General features: G+C 71.9%; 28 protein-coding genes. 3 read left to right on the top strand and 25 right to left on the bottom strand.

Annotated elements, in window-relative coordinates; genetic code table 11:
- Window positions 1-281 precede the first annotated feature (281 nt).
- The 20 genes from ABZ807_RS09415 to ABZ807_RS09320 all read right to left on the bottom strand — a co-directional run bounded on the left by ABZ807_RS09415 (window position 282) and on the right by ABZ807_RS09320 (window position 9,615).
- Window positions 282-1,838, bottom strand: a complete 1,557-nt coding sequence (locus tag ABZ807_RS09415; protein ID WP_357154808.1) for a DnaB-like helicase N-terminal domain-containing protein — start codon at window positions 1,836-1,838, stop codon at window positions 282-284.
- A gap of 61 nt (window positions 1,839-1,899) precedes the next feature.
- The gene (locus ABZ807_RS09410; protein ID WP_357154694.1) at window positions 1,900-2,088 is read right to left on the bottom strand and encodes a hypothetical protein; all 189 of its coding nucleotides are present in this window, start codon (window positions 2,086-2,088) and stop codon (window positions 1,900-1,902) included.
- Window positions 2,089-2,104: 16 nt separating this feature from the next.
- Window positions 2,105-2,368 (bottom strand): hypothetical protein, encoded by a 264-nt coding sequence (locus tag ABZ807_RS09405; RefSeq protein ID WP_357154692.1) that lies wholly within the window; start codon window positions 2,366-2,368, stop codon window positions 2,105-2,107.
- A complete protein-coding gene (locus ABZ807_RS09400; protein ID WP_357154690.1) occupies window positions 2,365-2,490 on the bottom strand; it encodes a hypothetical protein in 126 nt (41 codons plus the stop codon). Before ABZ807_RS09400 ends, ABZ807_RS09405 begins: the two co-directional genes overlap by 4 nt.
- Window positions 2,487-2,732 (bottom strand): hypothetical protein, encoded by a 246-nt coding sequence (locus ABZ807_RS09395; protein WP_357154688.1) that lies wholly within the window; start codon window positions 2,730-2,732, stop codon window positions 2,487-2,489. The genes ABZ807_RS09400 and ABZ807_RS09395 overlap by 4 nt, the downstream gene beginning before the upstream one ends.
- Window positions 2,729-3,130 carry a hypothetical protein gene (locus ABZ807_RS09390; protein ID WP_357154687.1) on the bottom strand — a complete coding sequence of 134 codons (402 nt, stop codon included), beginning with the start codon at window positions 3,128-3,130 and terminating at the stop codon, window positions 2,729-2,731. Before ABZ807_RS09390 ends, ABZ807_RS09395 begins: the two co-directional genes overlap by 4 nt.
- A 76-nt stretch (window positions 3,131-3,206) precedes the next feature.
- Window positions 3,207-3,407: a hypothetical protein gene (locus ABZ807_RS09385; protein ID WP_357154685.1), complete on the bottom strand. Its 201-nt coding sequence runs from the start codon at window positions 3,405-3,407 to the stop codon at window positions 3,207-3,209.
- The gene (locus ABZ807_RS09380; protein ID WP_357154683.1) at window positions 3,404-3,766 is read right to left on the bottom strand and encodes a hypothetical protein; all 363 of its coding nucleotides are present in this window, start codon (window positions 3,764-3,766) and stop codon (window positions 3,404-3,406) included. Before ABZ807_RS09380 ends, ABZ807_RS09385 begins: the two co-directional genes overlap by 4 nt.
- Window positions 3,763-4,278, bottom strand: coding sequence for a hypothetical protein (locus ABZ807_RS09375; protein WP_357154681.1), 516 nt, complete (start codon window positions 4,276-4,278; stop codon window positions 3,763-3,765). Before ABZ807_RS09375 ends, ABZ807_RS09380 begins: the two co-directional genes overlap by 4 nt.
- On the bottom strand, window positions 4,275-4,790 hold the full coding sequence (locus ABZ807_RS09370; RefSeq protein ID WP_357154679.1) for a RusA family crossover junction endodeoxyribonuclease: 516 nt from the start codon (window positions 4,788-4,790) through the stop codon (window positions 4,275-4,277). Before ABZ807_RS09370 ends, ABZ807_RS09375 begins: the two co-directional genes overlap by 4 nt.
- On the bottom strand, window positions 4,787-5,941 hold the full coding sequence (locus ABZ807_RS09365) for a hypothetical protein (protein WP_357154677.1): 1,155 nt from the start codon (window positions 5,939-5,941) through the stop codon (window positions 4,787-4,789). The genes ABZ807_RS09370 and ABZ807_RS09365 overlap by 4 nt, the downstream gene beginning before the upstream one ends.
- Entirely contained in the window at window positions 5,938-6,807 is an 870-nt protein-coding gene (locus ABZ807_RS09360; protein ID WP_357154675.1) for a PD-(D/E)XK nuclease-like domain-containing protein, read from the bottom strand. The genes ABZ807_RS09365 and ABZ807_RS09360 overlap by 4 nt, the downstream gene beginning before the upstream one ends.
- Window positions 6,804-7,085, bottom strand: coding sequence for a LuxR C-terminal-related transcriptional regulator (locus ABZ807_RS09355; protein ID WP_357154674.1), 282 nt, complete (start codon window positions 7,083-7,085; stop codon window positions 6,804-6,806). The genes ABZ807_RS09360 and ABZ807_RS09355 overlap by 4 nt, the downstream gene beginning before the upstream one ends.
- Before the next feature lie 55 nt (window positions 7,086-7,140).
- Window positions 7,141-7,626 (bottom strand): hypothetical protein, encoded by a 486-nt coding sequence (locus ABZ807_RS09350; protein ID WP_357154672.1) that lies wholly within the window; start codon window positions 7,624-7,626, stop codon window positions 7,141-7,143.
- On the bottom strand, window positions 7,623-8,042 hold the full coding sequence (locus ABZ807_RS09345) for a hypothetical protein (RefSeq protein WP_357154671.1): 420 nt from the start codon (window positions 8,040-8,042) through the stop codon (window positions 7,623-7,625). The genes ABZ807_RS09350 and ABZ807_RS09345 overlap by 4 nt, the downstream gene beginning before the upstream one ends.
- Window positions 8,036-8,218: a hypothetical protein gene (locus ABZ807_RS09340; protein ID WP_357154669.1), complete on the bottom strand. Its 183-nt coding sequence runs from the start codon at window positions 8,216-8,218 to the stop codon at window positions 8,036-8,038. Before ABZ807_RS09340 ends, ABZ807_RS09345 begins: the two co-directional genes overlap by 7 nt.
- The gene (locus ABZ807_RS09335) at window positions 8,215-8,436 is read right to left on the bottom strand and encodes a hypothetical protein (protein ID WP_357154668.1); all 222 of its coding nucleotides are present in this window, start codon (window positions 8,434-8,436) and stop codon (window positions 8,215-8,217) included. The genes ABZ807_RS09340 and ABZ807_RS09335 overlap by 4 nt, the downstream gene beginning before the upstream one ends.
- Window positions 8,433-8,891 (bottom strand): hypothetical protein, encoded by a 459-nt coding sequence (locus ABZ807_RS09330; protein ID WP_357154666.1) that lies wholly within the window; start codon window positions 8,889-8,891, stop codon window positions 8,433-8,435. The genes ABZ807_RS09335 and ABZ807_RS09330 overlap by 4 nt, the downstream gene beginning before the upstream one ends.
- A gap of 5 nt (window positions 8,892-8,896) precedes the next feature.
- Window positions 8,897-9,244: a hypothetical protein gene (locus ABZ807_RS09325; protein ID WP_357154664.1), complete on the bottom strand. Its 348-nt coding sequence runs from the start codon at window positions 9,242-9,244 to the stop codon at window positions 8,897-8,899.
- Between the two features lie 161 nt (window positions 9,245-9,405).
- Window positions 9,406-9,615 (bottom strand): helix-turn-helix transcriptional regulator, encoded by a 210-nt coding sequence (locus ABZ807_RS09320; protein ID WP_357154662.1) that lies wholly within the window; start codon window positions 9,613-9,615, stop codon window positions 9,406-9,408.
- Between the two features lie 120 nt (window positions 9,616-9,735).
- Here ABZ807_RS09320 and ABZ807_RS09315 point away from each other — a divergent pair, with 120 nt between their 5' ends.
- Together ABZ807_RS09315 and ABZ807_RS09310 are read left to right on the top strand one after the other, a co-directional pair.
- Window positions 9,736-9,996: a helix-turn-helix transcriptional regulator gene (locus tag ABZ807_RS09315; protein WP_357154660.1), complete on the top strand. Its 261-nt coding sequence runs from the start codon at window positions 9,736-9,738 to the stop codon at window positions 9,994-9,996.
- Between the two features lie 65 nt (window positions 9,997-10,061).
- Window positions 10,062-11,159: a branched-chain amino acid aminotransferase gene (locus tag ABZ807_RS09310; protein WP_357154658.1), complete on the top strand. Its 1,098-nt coding sequence runs from the start codon at window positions 10,062-10,064 to the stop codon at window positions 11,157-11,159.
- A gap of 179 nt (window positions 11,160-11,338) precedes the next feature.
- Here ABZ807_RS09310 and ABZ807_RS09305 read toward each other — a convergent pair whose 3' ends face one another.
- The 4 genes from ABZ807_RS09305 to ABZ807_RS09290 form a co-directional block, all read right to left on the bottom strand.
- Window positions 11,339-12,076, bottom strand: coding sequence for a tyrosine-protein phosphatase (locus ABZ807_RS09305; RefSeq protein ID WP_357154656.1), 738 nt, complete (start codon window positions 12,074-12,076; stop codon window positions 11,339-11,341).
- 60 nt (window positions 12,077-12,136) lie between these two features.
- Entirely contained in the window at window positions 12,137-12,550 is a 414-nt protein-coding gene (locus tag ABZ807_RS09300; RefSeq protein ID WP_357154807.1) for a PRC-barrel domain-containing protein, read from the bottom strand.
- A 204-nt stretch (window positions 12,551-12,754) separates the two neighbouring features.
- Window positions 12,755-13,285: a carboxymuconolactone decarboxylase family protein gene (locus ABZ807_RS09295; RefSeq protein ID WP_357154654.1), complete on the bottom strand. Its 531-nt coding sequence runs from the start codon at window positions 13,283-13,285 to the stop codon at window positions 12,755-12,757.
- 1 nt (window position 13,286) lies between these two features.
- The gene (locus tag ABZ807_RS09290) at window positions 13,287-13,841 is read right to left on the bottom strand and encodes a peroxiredoxin (protein ID WP_357154652.1); all 555 of its coding nucleotides are present in this window, start codon (window positions 13,839-13,841) and stop codon (window positions 13,287-13,289) included.
- 363 nt (window positions 13,842-14,204) lie between these two features.
- Here ABZ807_RS09290 and cimA point away from each other — a divergent pair, with 363 nt between their 5' ends.
- A complete protein-coding gene (gene cimA / locus ABZ807_RS09285; RefSeq protein ID WP_357154650.1) occupies window positions 14,205-15,788 on the top strand; it encodes a citramalate synthase in 1,584 nt (527 codons plus the stop codon).
- 11 nt (window positions 15,789-15,799) lie between these two features.
- On the opposite strand, the gene ABZ807_RS09280 is transcribed toward cimA, so the two are convergent.
- Complete coding sequence (locus ABZ807_RS09280) at window positions 15,800-16,735, bottom strand: endonuclease/exonuclease/phosphatase family protein (protein WP_357154805.1); 936 nt, start codon at window positions 16,733-16,735, stop codon at window positions 15,800-15,802.
- Between the last annotated feature and the right edge of the window lie 246 nt (window positions 16,736-16,981).

Genomic DNA, 16,981 nt, shown 5'->3' with positions numbered 1-16,981 from the left:
GTGCCACGTCCTGCTGGTTGGTGCAGGTATGTGGCTTGACCCCTGGCTTGGCGCACCATCCGTCGCGGTGGGCTCTGCATCCCTTGCCGTAGTCACGGGCGAGGACGTCGGCTCGGGTGCGCCTCCACCTGCGGGTGCTGCCTCCTGCCCATGTCTTACTCATGACTGCGTCCCACTGCGTCCCACTGCGTCCCGGCCGCACTGCCGTTTGCGTGTGACTGCGGCCCGGTGTAGGGTCGCGCCGGAGGCGCGCCCACCCCGGGACGCGGTCGCACGGGCCCTCACGATTCACTCTCTGATTCAGGATCTTGGGCCGCAGTCGCCACCACCCGGTAGCCCTTCGCTCCCCGCCGTCCGATCGTCTCGGCCAGGCGGCCACCCACGATCAGGTCGTCGACGGTGTCCTTGACCACCGCGTCGCGTACCTGCCATCCGGCCGCGCGCAGCACGGCGAACAGTGTCCGCTCCGAGCTGACGTGCTGGTCGGGCTGCGCGCCGATCACGGTGAGGATGGCGTCGGCCAGCTGGGCGCCGCGTTCGGTGTCCTGCTCGGTGGGTTCGGTCGGTTCGGCGGGGGGCAGGATCGCCAGGTCCAGGTACGACACGTGCGTGCGGGTGTCGTCCACGATCATTTCGCCCATGAACGTCTTCCCGGACGTCTTGGTGCCCCGGCCGTGGCGGCGGAGGTGTCCGGGCCGGTCCTTGGTGACGTACACGTGGGAGCGGCCCCTCGCGCCGCGGCCGAACGGGTCGGCGTTCTCCAGCAGGATCAGCGCACCCGACAGGGCGTTGCCCTTGTGGATGGAGCCGAGGGCGTAGCGGCCGCGGTTCTCCCTGTCCTTGACGACGTGGTCGCAGGTGAGCACGGCGCATCCGGACCGGATGAACGGGGTGATGAGCAGCCGGCGGAACAGGGCGACGCCGTCTTCGTCGCGGATCCCGGCGGCGTGCATGGCCATGCCTTCGTTGACGCCGTCGAGGATCACCAGCGACGGCGCCGGGTCGGCGATGAGCCGGGCCATCTGCGTCTCGGTGACCGCGCGGGCGGGGGCGACGAACCGGAACCGGCCGGCGATGTCGTCGTCGTGCACGCCGAGGGCCTGCAACCGTTCGATGGTGTCGGACGGGTCGGCTTCCTCGAAGTGCACGTACACCACGGTGTGCCCCTGGTCGAGTTCGGCGGCCACTGAGGCGAGCGCGAACCACGACTTGCCGGCCTCCATCTCGCCGATGACGGAGTGCTCTTTGCCGGGGTAGATGAACCTGAGTCCGTCGCGGCGGCGCACGCCGACGGTCGGCTCCGGGCGGGCGACTTCACCGCGCAGGTACGGGCCGAGGTCGACCGGCTGCCACGAGTCCCGCTCCCCGCCGGTGGCGGGCCGGCCGGCGGCCTGGTCGCCGAGCTGGGTGAGGATCGCGGGCCCGTGCTCTTCCCACCGCTCGTCGTCGTCGACGATCTGCGCGGCGCGGGCCAGCAGCTGGTGGCGTGCCCGGCGGCGGGCGACTGCGGCGATGATCCCGGCGTGGTGGGCGACGGTGCCGGGGCCGATGGCGGCGCTTGTGCAGTCGGTCAGGTACGCCATGCCGCCGGCGCGTTGGAGGTCACCGGCCAGCCGGAGCCGTTCCCCGACGGCCACCGGGTCGACGGGTTCGCCGGCGGCGCGGGCGTCCTGGATGGTTCGCCAGATCGCCCCGTGGCGGGGTAGGTAGAAGTCGCCTGGGGTCAGGTGGTCGGCGCCGGGGGTGTGGTCGATTTCGGTGAGGGCGGTGCCGAGGATGAACCGCTCTGCCTCGACGACCGGGTCGACGGCGGTGGGGTTGGGGTGGTCGATGGCCATGGTCACGGGGCGGCCCGCTGCTGTCCGGTGTCTGGCGTCTTGGACAGGTCGGCGGCCCGGATCACAGGATCCCGCCGTGGCCGTCAGGCATCCGGCCGTTGGCGTACCGCTGGACGGCCCGCTCGTGGACCCGCTCGGCGGTGGCGGTGACCTGGTCGAGCGGGGCGTGGGACTTGATGGTGACGGACACGCCGGGGCTGCTGATGGTGACCTCGGTGGGGCTGGTCTGCTCGTCGGGTTGGTCGGTCATCGGTTCCTCCGGCGGATCAGACGTAGTCGACGAGGATGCGGGCGGCCTCGGCCGGCGGGGTGTCCGGCGGGCAGATCGGGGCGCAGCGCTCGCCGCCCGGGGTGGTGAAGTGCCAGCCGTGCTCGGGGTCGTCGAGCCAGCGCAGCCAGACGATCTCGTCAAAGTTGGCGATGGGGATGTTGCACTGCTCCTCGTCGAGGTCCAGGGCGTTGAGGTCGATGGGGACGTCGAGAGCGACGAGCTGGTCGACGACGGCGCGGACGTAGTCGGATCCGGTCATCGGTTCCGTCTCCTGATCAGGTCGGCGAGCAGGGCGGCCCGCAACGGTCGGGTACGCAGGCGGCGGATCACGTGCGGCACCACGTGCCGGATCACCGCCGCCCGCACAGTCGGATCGGTCACCGCCGCCGCCACTTCGGTGCGTCCGGGCAGCCGACGAAGTGGGACAGCCGCAGGTCCTTCCGGCCGAACGCCAGATGCGCGGGCACGACCCGGGCCCGTACCCGGCCCTTGTCGTCGACGGACAGCGCGACGTTGCCCTTGTCGCTGGGCTGCGCGTCGACGGGCATGTCCTTGTCCCGGTCGGTGACCGCCCAGATGATCGGGGCCTGGCAGGTGCGGCACTGCTCGGTCGGGTAGGTCATGGCTGGCCCCCGTCCTCAATGCCCAGCTCCACACGGAGCCGGTGCACCCGGCCCACTCCCCAGCAGCCCCGGGCCAGATGCTGGACAGCACGGGCCACCGCCGGTTCCGGTTCCCGTCCCTGCGACCGGTAGGCGGCGTACAGCAGCCGCAGCCAGTCCGCGTCGACCCATTCCGGCTGGCTGTGCGACACGCCGTTGTGCTCGCCGCCGGGGCAGCACACCTCGATCAGCGGATACGAGTAGCGGCCGACCAGCAGGTCGCAGTTCTGGTGGTGACGGAGCTGTTCGTTGGCGTGCTGCCGGGCCTCGGTAATGGCCACGGCAGGCTGCGTCCAGCCGCCGTCGACGACGATCGCCGGGTCGTGGTTCATGCAGAGGATGTGGTAGTTGCTGCTCACTCTGCTGCTCCCTCGAGGTAGGTGTGGGCGACGCCGCCGGCCCGGGTGGGGTCGGCGGCGTCACGGTCGAGGCTGGTCATGCAGGCGGCCGCTCGGGTGGGCGGAGCAGGTTGCGGAGGTCGAGGAGCAGATCGGTGACCGCCCGGTTGCCGCGGTTCGCGGCCAGCGCCTGCTCGACGTACGCGGTGGCCTGGTCGTGGCGGACGGTGAGCTGTCCGAGCCGCACTGCGGTGGGGTCGGCGGGCAGCGGCGCGGCCTCGCGGAAGAACCGGCTCACGGCTGCCTCCGGTCGATCGCCTCGACCCACGCGACGGCGACGGCGGCGACCTGGAGCAGCTCGGCGCGCAGCTTGACTGGGTCGTCCTCCGCCATGGCCTCGTAGGCCTCTTCCAGCAGGATCGCCCGCCAGTCGACCGCCCCGAGCCCGGCGAGGAACTGGCAGCGGGCTCGCATCTCGTCAGCCTCTCGGCGCATGACGGGGCCGCCGGTGCCGTCGGGGTGGTTCTGCTCGCCCCACTTCGCGTCCTGCCGCTGCCGCTCGGCACGGATCTCTTCAAGCACGCCGTTGGTGTGGCGCACGGCGTCCACGCCCTCGGGGGTGGTCAGGTCGTGGGTGCGCGGGTTCAGGTAGCTCACGACCGGTCACCGTCCTCGGCCGGCTCGCCCCGCAGCAGCCGCTCCAAGCCCTGCGCCACCTTGCGCAGCTCAGCCCGCAGCTCGTTCGCCGTCGACCCGCTCACCGCCATGGCCCGGCGCGCGTGTTCCGCCCACCCGCGCACACCGACCTCGTACCGGGCCGCCTCGATTGCGTGGAGCATGTTCCCGGTCATCTTCAGCGTGCGGTCCGCGAGCTCGATGTCGCCGGACTCGTCGAGGGTGCCCTGCGCGTTGCGATGGAGGTAGAGGGCCCGCTGCGCTTCCCGCAGCGTTTCCTCCTGGCCCTGGTTGGCGATCTCCAGCGCGGTGATCCGCAGCTTGACCGACGGCGCCTTTTCCTCGTCCGGGGCGGGCTGGGTGCGCTCGACGTGCCGCAGCTCAACAACACCGACCAGGGCCATGCCGGGCCGGCTGTACAGCTTGCCCGCGTAGGGTTCGAGGCTGGTGTCAGCCTGTGCGGACAGCTTGCTGTCCAGCTTGATCGCGGTCACTTGGTACCTCTCAGGTCGTCGACCGGGAACAGCCCGGCCGAGGTGTCCGCACCGGCCGGTGCCGGCGGGGCGTCGTCGGCGGCCAGCTCTTCCAGCCGCCAGATCCGGATCACCGCACCCGGCGACGCCAGCGAGTACGGACCCTCCATCGGGTACTCCTTGCGGGTCTCCCGGTAGCCGACGACCCGGGCGTCGTCCCGCCAGATCCCGGCGTCCGTGAGGGCGTCCTCCGTCGACCGGATCAGCTTCGACAGGTCCGGGGTGCGCATCGGCCAGGTGCGGCGCCGCTTCGGGGCGGAGGCCGGCTTGGGCATGGTGAAGACGATCGACACGAGCAGCGGTTCGTCGAGCGGTCGCCAGTCGTCGCCGACGGCGTCGCGGGCGGCCGTCTTGACCGCCTCCCGCCAGGGCTTGACCTTCTTCGACGACTCGATCATCACGCCGTTGCCCACGTGCCGCTTCGACCCTTGCGGGGCGGGCAGCCCGTGCACGGTGATGCGCAGCTCGGTCACTGGCCCTCACCCGCCGGCGGCTCCTGCTGGGCGATGAACTTCTCCAGCCGGTCGATCACCCGCGCCGCCTCCACCTTCGTCATCTCCTTCGTGCTGTTGAAGCCCTTGTCGAGCACGTCGGAGATGTACGCCAGGCCCTCGTCACGGGTGCCGATCCCGGCGTCCCGCAGGCACGCGTGCAACTTCCGCTGCTGCGCGTCGGTGATCGCCCCGCCGGCGAACTTGCCGGCCGGGGCCTCGTCGGCGGCGGGAACAGCGTCCGGCTGCTCGCCGGGGTCCGCCCCAGCGTCGTCCCACTCGGACTGGACGGCCGCCGGCATGCTCACCGGCTGCTCCGGAGCGGCTGGCAGGGCAGCGGCCTGCGCCGCGATCTCCTCACCGGTCACCTGGGACGGGAACTCGTCGTCGGCCGCCAGCTCGCCGCGGCGGATCGACGAGTACACGACGCTCAGCTCGGCGACGTCGGCCGCCGTCCACTGCCCACGCTTGCGTCCCAGCCGCGTCTCGATCTGCGGCACCTTCACGCCGACGCCAGCGAACGCAGCCAGCATGTCGGCGATCCGGTCGACCAGCGGCTTGCCGTCGCCGCGCTCGATCGTCGCCCGGCACCGGTCCTTCGCCTCCTCGACGAAGTCCGCCGGCAGCGCCGCCAGGATCGACTCCCGGACCGCCCGGGCGCCGATGTTCTGGTTGTTCAGGTAGACGTCCTGCAGGTCGGTCAGGGGCTTGCGGGCGCCGCCGGCCATCTTGGCGTGCGGCACCTGGAAGGTCCGCGACGACCGGACGTTGGTCTGCTGGTCCCACGCGTACGCGCGGATCTCGGACAGGCCCCGGACGTCGTCGCGGTGCAGCTCGTGGACGCCGTAGTCCATGTTCCCCCAGATCCGGGCCAGCTCGCGGGCGAGGTGCACGGACGGTCCGGTGCCGCGGTTCTTCACGGCGTAGAACGCCCGGTTGGCCAGGCCGGTCCGGCTGCACGCGGCCTGCATCTCGGCCCACGCGCGGTTCATGTCGCGGGGGTTCTGCTGGGCGACCTGGACGGCGGCGGCGACCTCGGCGACGGCGCGGGCCTGCTCGACGGCCGTGGCCTGGCCGACGTGGGCCGGCGCCGGGGCGGGATTGACCCGCACGACGGTCTCTCTGGTGCTCACATCAACTCCTGGAATCGGTTCTCGACGTAGCCGGGCAGGCTGATCAGCGCGACGTCGTCCGTGTAGCCCGGCCACCGGCCGGACGTCGTGCACTCGCGGTAGAGATGCCGGGCCTCCCGGGCCAGGTGCTCCCCGATGCGCTTCGCGACCGGGTGCAACTCGACGACGGTCACCAGGTACGGGGCCTTCTTCTCCTGGAAGACGAACAGCAGTTCGGCGTCGTCGCCGACCAGGCCGGTCGCTCGAGCGCCGGGCAGGTAGTGGCCGCGCTGGACGTGGTAGCCCCACTCGTTGATGGCCTTCTCGAGCTTTCCGGGCTCGGCCGAGTCGCAGGTCTTGTAGTCGACGAGCAGCGGCCGGCCGGAACTCGGAGCGGGCACCCAGTCGAGCCGGGCCCGGCAGCGGACCCGCGTCTCGGTGTCCTGCCAGAACAGCGACACCTCCGCCTGGCCCCGGTCGGGGTCGAGCAGCTTCCCAGCGAGCGGGTGCGCGCGGATCTTCGCGGCCATCGCGTCGGCCTTTTCCATGTCGGCCCGCTTGAGCGGCACCCCGCCGGCTTCCCGGATCGCCTTGACCTCGGCCTTGACCTCGTTGGTGTCCCAGCGGTCCCGGTCGACCAGGACCAGTTGGGGGCCGGTGCCGAGGACGTGGAGGTGGGCGGCCTTGCCGAAGTCAAACTCGGGTTTGTGCTCCTGGCCTTCGTCGAGCCAGTGCTTGAAGAGTGCGGGGCACGACGGGGGGAGCAGCTTCCGCACGCCCGTGCTGGAGAGGCTGCCGCCGGGGACGGGGTCGGCGTGATAGTCGTCGTCGGGCACCCCGGGGTAGATCCCGGGGCGCTCGACGACGAACGGCTGAGGGTCGGTCATTGGGAGGCCCCCGGCTGGTTGGGTCGGGCGTTGATCAGCCCGTCGCGGATGGCGATAGCGACCGCGTTGGCGGCGTTGATCGCGCCGATCCGCCGGTAGATGCGCGTCAGCTGCCGGCCGACGGTGGTCGGCACGCAGCCGGTGTGGCGGCCGATCTGCTCGCGGGAGAGGCCGGCGGCGAGCATGGCGAGCATTCGGCGCTCTCCGTCGGTGAGGCGCTCGGGCGCGGGGGCCGCCGGCGTGGTGCCGGCGGCCACCTGGACGAGCTGGGTCGACATCAGCCGGCCACCCCGGGGCAGCGGCGACAGCGCCGGTCGGGGCGGGTCGGCGCGCTCACCAGCTGCACCCGTCGGCGCAGTCCGGCTCGCACGGCAGGCCCTCGGCCATCCGGGCTAGCGCCTTCGCACGCCAGCCGACGACGTCACCCGGCCACGGCCAGCCCATGCCCTCGGCGAACGCCTTCACCGCCGGCGCGCCGTACTGCGGGTACTCGGCCTTGGTCATCGCCTCCACGACGTCGTCGCGGCCGAGCAGCCACGCGTACTCGCTGAGCTTGTCGACGGACCTGCTGGCGGAGATGCCCCGGTGACCGGCGATCTTCCCGATGGCGAAGGTGAGGTATTCACGGGCGGCCGTGTCGGTGTCGTCCTGCACCCACTTCTCGTGGGTGAGGTCGGCGTTCGGCAGTGCCTGCTGCGCGGTGTCTCGGGTCATGGCGCCGAGCAGCACGTCCTGCCGCCAGTTGAACGGGTCGTCCTCACCGTCGGTGGCGATCTCCCGGTAGCGGGCCAGGATCTGCTCCTGCGTGCGGGCGGTCATGCGGCACGCACCACGGGAAACGCGCCGGTCATGTCCCGGTCGGCCGTCGACACCACACGCGGCCGGATGTCGACCTTGGCCCGCTGCTCGGCGGCGATCTCCCGCAGCCACTCATCAGCGATCCCACGCACCGCCGCATCCGACAGCGTCGGCACCGCCCGGTCGACGACCAGCTGCCGCCACGTCGGGATCTCACCCGACACGATCGCCGCCGGAGCGTCCACCGCCGCGACCGGCCACGTACGGCGGGATGCCGGCAGCACCACCACCTCGCCCTCGATGACCGGGCCGCCCGGGGCGTAGTCGGTCAGGTCGTGCACGTCGGCCTGGTCGTCGCGGCCGAGGATCACGAGCAGGGCCACCCCCGCGCCGATGGGCAGCAGGAACAGGGAGGCCTGCAACAGGTCGTTCAGCATGAGGGCTCCTTGGAGGGCTCGGTCAGGCCGAGGATCTCGGCGACGTCGTCGTTGCCGGTGCTGGTCAGGAACGCGAGGGCTTTGGCCTGCCGTTCGGCGCGCCAGGCCTTGTCCTGCTCGCTGGCGGTGAGGCGGGCGGTGTCGTAGCCGCCGTCGATCGCGTTGGTGTCGCTCATCGCCGGTCACCTCTGCGGCGTCCGGTGGGGTTGCCGGTTAGCTCGCCCGGCCGGAGCGGGGCCGCGAGCGCGGCGACCTGCCGGGTGGTGCACAGGCTGCAGGCGCACCAGGTGGGGTGCCGGTCGTCGGCCGGTGTCGCGGCGGCGGGGAACACTGGGGCGACGTGCGGGCCGGTGGGCAGCGGGTTGGGGTCCGGGTTCGGCCACGGCGACGTCATCGCGCGCTATCCCGGCAGCCGTCCCAGCACTCCCACTCCTGCGGGGCCAGGACCAGCGGGCTGCTGTGCACCATCGTCAGGCCGCTGGTGGCCGCGCAGTAGCGGCAGCGCCGGTCCGGGTGGACCGCCTGGCCCGGCCGGACCGCCGGGACCGCGAACTCCGGCGGCAGGACACCGATCGCGGCGAGCAGCTGCCCGACCTGACGGACGTTGTCCACCTGAACCTTCAGCAGCGGGGCACCGTGGCTGAGGTAGAGCAGCCAGCCGTCGTGCACGAGAACCCGGCGGGTGCCGACGGTCCAGGTGTGCTCCACCGGGGCCATCGCCTGGCCGAGCCCGTTGCCGTACGAGTAGATGGCGTGCTCGGCGCGGACCTTGCGGGCGTGGGCGTACAGGTCGCGGACCAGGGCGATCTGCGTCGGGTCGGCGAGCAGCTTGCTGGTGGTGGTGGCCATGGCGGTCACACCCCGGCCGGCTGCTCGACGGCCTGGTCGGCCGTGACGTTCTGGTCGTACGACGTCAACGCCTGCCAGTCCGCCGACCGCTGCCGGGAGACGTAGAACACCCTGAACGGCAGCCCCTCGAACATCCGCTTGGCGTCGGCGCTGCCGGCGTTGATGTTGACCTCCGCGCCGAGCAGCTCGGCGACCCGGCGCACCTCGGCCAGCCCGTCCGCGTCGTTGTCGGCCAGCACGCAGTACGTGAAGTCGGCCGCGACGCTGAACGGCACGTCGGGGTTGGCCTCGTGGAAGTCGGCCAGCGCACGCAGCCCGGCGATGATGCCGGGTCGGGTAGTCTGCTGATTCATCGACCTGCTCCTGTCTCTTGCGGGATGAGTGGGTCACGCGGGCCGTCCCGGGCGAGGGGGCGGCCCGCTTTCTTGCGTTCAGGGCTCGACGCGAGGGCGCGGCGGCGGCACGGGGCGCGGGTGGCCGGGCCCGGTCGGTGCCGGCCCGGTCGGTCCGGGGCTCACGCGGCTGCGCTCGCGGGCTCGGGCAGGAACTGCGCCGGCGGCACCCCGAGCCAGTCGGCGATCAACACCAGCTCCTCCGCGCGGAACGGACGTTGTCCGGACAGCCGCAGCTGCACCGACGGCTGCGTGATGTGGAGCAGGTCGCCGAGGTCGCGCTGCGTCTTGTTCTGCCGTGCCAGCTCGGCCCGCACCTCGGCGGCGATCATGGCGCGAACGTTGTTTGGCATGGGCCGAGAGTGTCACGGATAGCGTGACAGTGTCAAGGAATCCACGCTGGTATACCGGAAACCATTGACGTGATACCGAAACGGTGTCAACCTTGTGGCATGACGAACGCGGCCACGGACACCGTGAGAACCCTCAGCGACGCGGTCGCCGAGGAAATCCGGGTGCTCCTCACCCGGCGAAAGTGGAGCCAGCGGCGACTGGCGCAGGAACTCAACGTGTCGCCCGCCTGGCTGAACTACCGGCTCACCGGCGTGCAGGCGATCGACCTCAACGACCTCCAGCGCATCGCCGACGTGCTCCAGGTGTCCGTAGCCGCCCTGCTCCCGGCCCCATTCCGGCCGAACGACCGTTCGGGGTAAGTTTCTGGCACCAGTGATTCGGCGCGCGGTCCCGCACGCCGTGGACCCGCAGGGAGGTCAGCGCGATGAGCGGTGGTGACAAGCTCGATTTCGAGATCCGTCCGAATCCCGCGCCGGTATCCGCCGCCGACCGGGCCGCCCTGCTGGCCAACCCGGGCTTCGGCCGGGTCTTCACCGACCACATGGTGACCATCCGGTACGCCGAGGGCAAGGGCTGGTACGACGCCCGGGTCGAGGCGCGTGCGCCGATCCCGATGGACCCGGCCAGCGCCGTGCTGCACTACGCGCAGGAGATCTTCGAAGGCCTCAAGGCGTACCGGACGGCCGACGGCGTGGTCACCCTGTTCCGCCCCGAGGCCAACGCCAACCGGTTCATCGCCTCTGCCCGGCGGCTGGCCATGCCGGAGCTGCCGGCGGAGACGTTCGTCGAGTCGCTGCGCCGGCTGGTCGAGATCGACCGGGACTGGATCCCGGAGGGTCCTGACGCCAGCCTCTACCTGCGGCCGTTCATGTTCGCCAGCGAGGTCTTCCTCGGCGTGCGCCCGTCCAACGAATACCTCTACTGCGTGATCGCCTCGCCGGCTGGCGCCTACTTCGCCGGTGGGGTCAAGCCGGTCACCGTCTGGGTCTCCCCGGACTACACCCGCGCGGCGCCGGGCGGCACCGGCGCGGCGAAGTGCGGCGGCAACTACGCCACCTCGCTGGCGGCCCAGGCCGAGGCGATCGAGGCGGGCTGCGACCAGGTGGTGTTCCTCGACGCGGTGGAGCGCCGGTTCGTCGACGAGTTGGGCGGCATGAACGTCTTCTTCGTCTACGACGACAACACCCTGGTCACCCCGCCGCTGACCGGCACGATCCTGCCCGGCATCACCCGGGACGCGGTCCTCACCCTGGCCGCCGCCTCCGGGCACCGGGTCGAGGAGCGGCCGGTCAGCTTCGCCGACTGGCAGGCGGACGCCGCCAGCGGCCGGCTGCGCGAGGTCTTCGCCTGTGGCACCGCCGCGGTCATCACCCCGATCGGCCGGGTGCGCTTCCCGGACGGGGAGTTCCTCATCGGCGGGGGCGAGCCGGGCCGGTCCACCATGGCGCTGCGGGAGCAGTTGGTGGGGATCCAGCGCCGCGAGGCCGAGGACCCGCACGGCTGGGTGCAGCGCGTCCTCTGATCGTCCCGACGTCCGCCCTGCTCCGCCCTGCCGGAGCGCGGTTTGCGGCATGTCGCGCTGTCCCGGGGGCGGCGACACCGCGACATGCCGCAAACCGCGTCCGCGACCGGCCAGGTCGAGGCCGGGGCGGGTCGAGGCCGGGGCGGGTCGAGGCCGGCCGGGTCGAGGCCGGGGCGGGGTTACTCCAGCAGGTGGGTGCGGAGGGCAGCGAGTTGGGCGTCCGTCAATCCGGCGTGCCGCAGGTAGGCCTCCACCGAACCGTGCCGCTGCCGCAGCTCGGCCAGGAAGAGCGTCATCGCCTCGGCCGGCGTGGTGAGCGGGGGCAGCCCGGGCTGGATCTGCTTACCCGTGCTCTCGAACCATGCCTGGAACCGTTCGGCGGCCTCGGTGCTCAGCGCGTAGTCGGCGGCGATCTCGGCGTCGGAGACCCCGAGCACGGCGAGCGTCAGGCCGCAGACGAGGCCGGTACGGTCCTTGCCGGCGACGCAGTGCACCAGCACCGGAGCGTTGGCCTCGTCGGCGATCAGGCCGACCGCCTCGGCCAGCCCCGCGGCGCCGGTCTCGGCCAGGTCGGCGTACCGGTCGGCGAGGTAGCGGGCCAGGTCCGTCGCGGGCCGGTAGGGGTTCTCACCCCAGTCGACGTGCTCCGGATGGATGTTCCGGTATGCCAGCCCGTCCAGCTCCGGCACCCGGCCGTCCCGTTCCACCTCGGACGGCCGCCGCAGGTCGACGACGGTCCGGACGTCGAGGGCCGCGAAGGCCTCCCGGTCGGTGCCGTCGATCCGGTGCGGTGAGTCGGAGCGGTAGAGCCGACCCCAGCGGACGGTGCGACCGTCGTGGCCACGGTAGCCGCCGACGTCGCGGAAGTTGAACATGACGGAGAAGGGAGTCCTGCGGTTGACCTCGATGGCGTCCACGCTGACACGGTAACGGCCGGCGGGGTCTCGCCCCGCCGGCCGTCACGTCGGATTTTTTGGTCAGTGCGCGGTGCCTGGGGGCACGTTGCCGTAGCTGTCGTCGTAGTAGCCGCCCAGCTTGTCCCGGTAGGCCGGGTCGCTGTGGCTGGTCTCGTCGTACTCGGGCGCGGCCTTGATCTGGTCCTTGCTGCGGTCGACGTAGACCTTCCGGTCGTCGTGGTCGACCTGGTTGACCGTGCCGGCCGGCAGCAGGACCTTCTTGCCGAAGATCCACGGGCCGGTGTCGACGACCAGGTAGCTGCTGCCGACCTCGTGGCTCGCGCTGTCGATCTTGCCGATGCCGCCGTCGGTGGCCTCGACCCTGTAGCCGACCAGGTCGACGTCGGCCACGCCGGCCTCGTCGCGGTAGCTCCACGGGTTGAAGGCGCCGGCGGGCGCGTCACCGGCGAAGGCTTCCAGGCCGCCGTCGAGCATTGGCTCGGTCGTGCCGTGCGTGATGTGCGGGTCGAGCCTGTCCATGGGTAACTCCTGCCCCGACTGTGCTAGTCGTTTCGCCAGGGATCGTCTTCCGTGTCCGGAAAACAGATACCCGGCTCGGCCGCCTCCCACACCCCCGGAGCCGGAAACGACGGTGGGCCGGCGCCGCGAGTGCGGCGCCGGCCCACCGGGGCGTACGGCTCAGGCCAGCGCGGCCTGCGCGTCGAGCGCCACCGCGGCGGCGTGCACGACGGCGGCGATGCGCAGCCCCTCGTGCACCTGCTCCCGGGTGAACCCCGCGCCGCGCAGCGCCTTCTCGTGCGACTCCAGGCAGACCCCGCAGCCGGTGATCGCCGAGACGGCGAGGCACCAGAGCTCGAAGTCACCCTTGTCCACGCCCGGCTTGGCGATGATCTGCATCCGCAGCCGGGCCGGCATCGAGGCGTACTGCTCGTCGCCGATCAGGTGCTTGGCGCGGTAGTAGACGTTGTTCATCGCCATGATCGTGGCGGCGCCCTTGGCGGCCTCGACCGCCTCCGGAGTGAGGTGGGCGGCCGCCTCGTCGGCGATCTCCTTCAGCACGACCGCGTTGCGCGCGGCGACGGCGCAGGCCAGGGCGGTGCCCCAGGCCTGCTCCGGCTTGAGCGTCGAGGTGCCGACGGTGGAGCCGAGGTTGAGCTTGATGTCCTTCGCGTACCCAGGCAGGGCCGCCTTGACCGCGTCCAGACCCATGTCAGGCGCCGGCGAGCAGCGCGTTGGCGTCCAGGGTCGCGCCGCCCTTGTTCCAGTTGCACGGGCAGAGCTCGTCGGTCTGCAGGGCGTCGAGCACCCGCAGCACCTCGGAGACGTTACGGCCGACCGACCCGGCGGTCACCATGGCGAACTGGATCTCGTTGTCCGGGTCGACGATGAAGGTGGCCCGCTGCGCCACGCCGTCGTCGCCGAGCACGCCGCAGGCCGCGGTCAGCTCGCGCTTGATGTCGCTGAGCATCGGGAAGGGCAGCTCGCGCAGGTCCGGGTGGTCCTTGCGCCAGGCGTAGTGGACGAACTCGTTGTCCACCGAGACGCCGAGCACCTGCGCGTCTCGGTCGGCGAACTCGCCGTTGAGGCGGCCGAACTCGGCGATCTCCGTCGGGCAGATGAAGGTGAAGTCCTTCGGCCAGAAGAAGACCACCCGCCACTTGCCCTCGTGGGACTTGTGGTTGATGGTCTCGAACGCCTTGTCGGCGTCGAGCGAGACGCAGGCGGTGAGTTCGTACTCAGGGAAGCGGTCACCGACAGTGAGCACGGGTCCTCCTTGGCAGCAGCATGTCAGCGGCGCGAGGCCGGTAACTGGATCTGTTCCAGATTCTTCCGCAGTGTTGTTTCGCCCTGGTGGCGGCCGGGTGACTTGTGAAGTCGATCACTACCGACGCGTTCCGTACCGGACGCGACGGTTGATCAGGTAAGAGACACCCTCTGTCACCTTCCCGATATGTGGATTGTGCCTCCCAAAACCCGGGGTGCGGTGGCAAAGTGACGATCGTGACCAGCACCGTCCTGATTATTGGCAGTTAGCGCGCCGGCTTCCCCTCCGCCGAGCGCGCAGACCTCCCGCATCCGCGGGGGGTCTTTTTGTTGCTCCCCCAGGGTTCGTGAAGAAGGGACTCCCATGACGTTCCAGGTGTACGACACGACGCTGCGCGACGGCGCCCAGCGTGAGGGGCTCAGCTACTCGGTGGTCGACAAGCTGGCGGTGGCGCGGCTGCTCGACGAGTTCGGGGTGGGCTTCATCGAGGGCGGGTGGCCGGGCGCGGTGCCGAAGGACACCGAGTTCTTCCGCCGGGCGCGGACCGAACTGGACCTGAGGCACGCGGTCCTGGTCGCCTTCGGCGCCACCCGCCGGGCCGGGGTGATGGTGGCGGCCGACCCGCAGGTGCGCGGGCTGCTCGACGCCGAGACCCCTGCGGTGGCCCTGGTCGCCAAGGCCGACATCCGCCACGTCGAGCGGGCGCTGCGCACCACCGGCGCGGAGAACCTGGCGATGATCCGCGACACCGTCGCCCATCTGGTCGCCCGGGGGCGGCGGGTCTTCGTCGACGGCGAGCACTTCTTCGACGGCTACCGGCACGACCCGGCGTACAGCGCCTCGGTGGTGGAGACCGCGCTCGCCGTGGGCGCCGAGCGGTTCGTGCTCTGCGACACCAACGGCGGGATGCTGCCGTCCCAGGTCACCGCCGCGATCGTCGACCTGACCGCGCGCACCGGCCTCGCCCCGGAGCTGTTCGGCATGCACGCGCAGAACGACACCGCCTGCGCGGTGGCCAACACCATCGCCGCCGTCGAGGCCGGGGTCCGGCACGTCCAGGGCACCGCCAACGGGTACGGCGAGCGCCCCGGCAACGCCGACCTCTTCGCCGTCGTCGCCAACCTCCAGCTCAAGCTCGGGCTGCCCGTCCTACCCGAGGGCTGCCTGGAGCAGATGGTGCGGGTCTCGCACGCCATCGCCGAGATCGCCAACATCGCCCCCGACACCCACCAGGCGTACGCCGGGGCCGCCGCCTTCGCCCACAAGGCGGGGCTGCACGCGAGCGCGATCAAGGTCGACCCGTTGCTCTACAACCACGTGGACCCGTCGGTGGTGGGCAACGGTATGCGGATCCTGGTGACCGAGATGGCCGGCCGGGCCAGCGTCGAGCTCAAGAGCCGCGAGCTGGGCCTGGACCTGGCCGGCCATCCCGAGGCCCTGTCGAAGGTCACCAGCCGGGTCAAGGAGCTGGAGGCGGGCGGCTGGTCGTTCGAGGCGGCTGACGCCTCGTTCGAGCTGCTGGTCCGCTCCGAGCTGCCGGACGCCGCGCCGCCCCGGCCGTTCGCGCTGGAGTCCTACCGGGTGCTGGTCGAGCACCGCGAGGACGGCGCGGTGGTCTCCGAGGCGACCGTCAAGATCCGGGTACGCGGCGAGCGGGTGATCGCCACCGCCGAGGGGAACGGCCCGATCAACGCCCTGGACGAGGCGCTGCGGATCGGCCTGTCCCGCCACTACCCGGTGCTGCGCGACTTCGAGCTGGCCGACTACAAGGTGCGCATCCTGGAGGGCAGCCACGGCACCGGCGCGGTGACCCGGGTGCTGGTGGAGACCGCCGACGGCGCCGGCCGGGACTGGACCACCGTCGGCGTGCACCCCAACGTGGTCGAGGCGAGCTGGCACGCCCTGGTCGACGCGCTCACCTACGGCCTGGACCGCGCCCGGGTCTGAGCCGCCGGGCGTCAGGCGGCCGGGAGGCGCAGTTCGGCCAGCACCGCGCGGTGGTCGCTGCCGGGCACCGGGTGCACGGAGACGGACCGGACGGCGATCCGCCGGTCGACCAGCACGTGGTCGATGGTGACCGGCGGGATCAGGTCGCCGTCGTACGGGCCCCAGGTGCCGGTGAGCCCGGCCCCGGCGGCGTCGGCCGCGTCGACGTAGCCGGTGGCCAGCAGCGCCCGCAGCGGGGCGTGGTCGAGGGTGGCGTTGAAGTCCCCGGCCAGGATGCTCAGCGGCCCGTCCGGGGTGGCCCGGGGCTGCGCCCGCAGGTCGGTGAACCACTCGTCGACCACGCTGGGGGCGTACGGCGCGGCCGGGTGGGCCGACTCGACCCGCAGCGGAGGCGCCCCCGGCACCGCCACGGTGGCGTACGCCTGGGTGAAGTGGAAGCCCGTGTTGCGCCGGAAGCCGCCGTCGGAGAGCGGCAGCCGGGCGTAGAGCCCGGAGCCGGTGGTGCCCACCTCCGGGTTGAGCTGCCGGTGGGGCAGCAGCTCGGCCAAACCCTGCCGGTCGAGTTCGGCGCGGGCCTCCGGGGTGAACTCCTGCACCGCGAGGACGTCCACCCGGTGCCGGCGTACCAGGTCAACCAGCGTCCGGGCGTCGGCGTCGCCCTTGAGCAGGTTCGCGGTGAGCAGCCGCAGCACCGGCCCGCCGGTCGCCGGCTGGCCGGCGGGGACCGCCCGGGGGATCACCGTGCCGAGCAGCGACAGCGCCACCACCGCCGCGACCACCGCGGGCCGGCGGCGCCGCAGGGCGAGCGCCAGCACCAGCGGAACCAGGCTCCATCCCGCGGCGTACGGGGTGAAGGCGACCGCCTGCACCAGCGGCCCGCGCTCCAGCCCGGCCAGTCGGACCAGCGCCCAGGCGGCCCCGGGTACGACCGCCAGCCAGCAGAGCAGGGCGCCCACCGGCAGCTGCGTCCGGGCCGGTGCCTCGGTGGTGATCATGGTCGTCAGACTAGTGCGGACGCCCGGGCGGCGGGGCGCGGCGGCGGTGACGGTCGGCGTCCTGGCGCTCATCCTGCCCGGCGGGGGATCGCCGCCGCACACCCCGGCGTTCCCGGCGCGAGGTTGCCGACCGGTCGGGTGAGTCGTCCCGCTCCGGGCAGGAAAGGGCCTGGTAGGGGTTGATATTCCGACGTTTGT

It is taken from the genome of Micromonospora sp. NPDC047548, assembly GCF_040642975.1.
GTDB lineage: Bacteria > Actinomycetota > Actinomycetes > Mycobacteriales > Micromonosporaceae > Micromonospora.
This window is presented reverse-complemented; position numbering and strand designations above follow the sequence as displayed.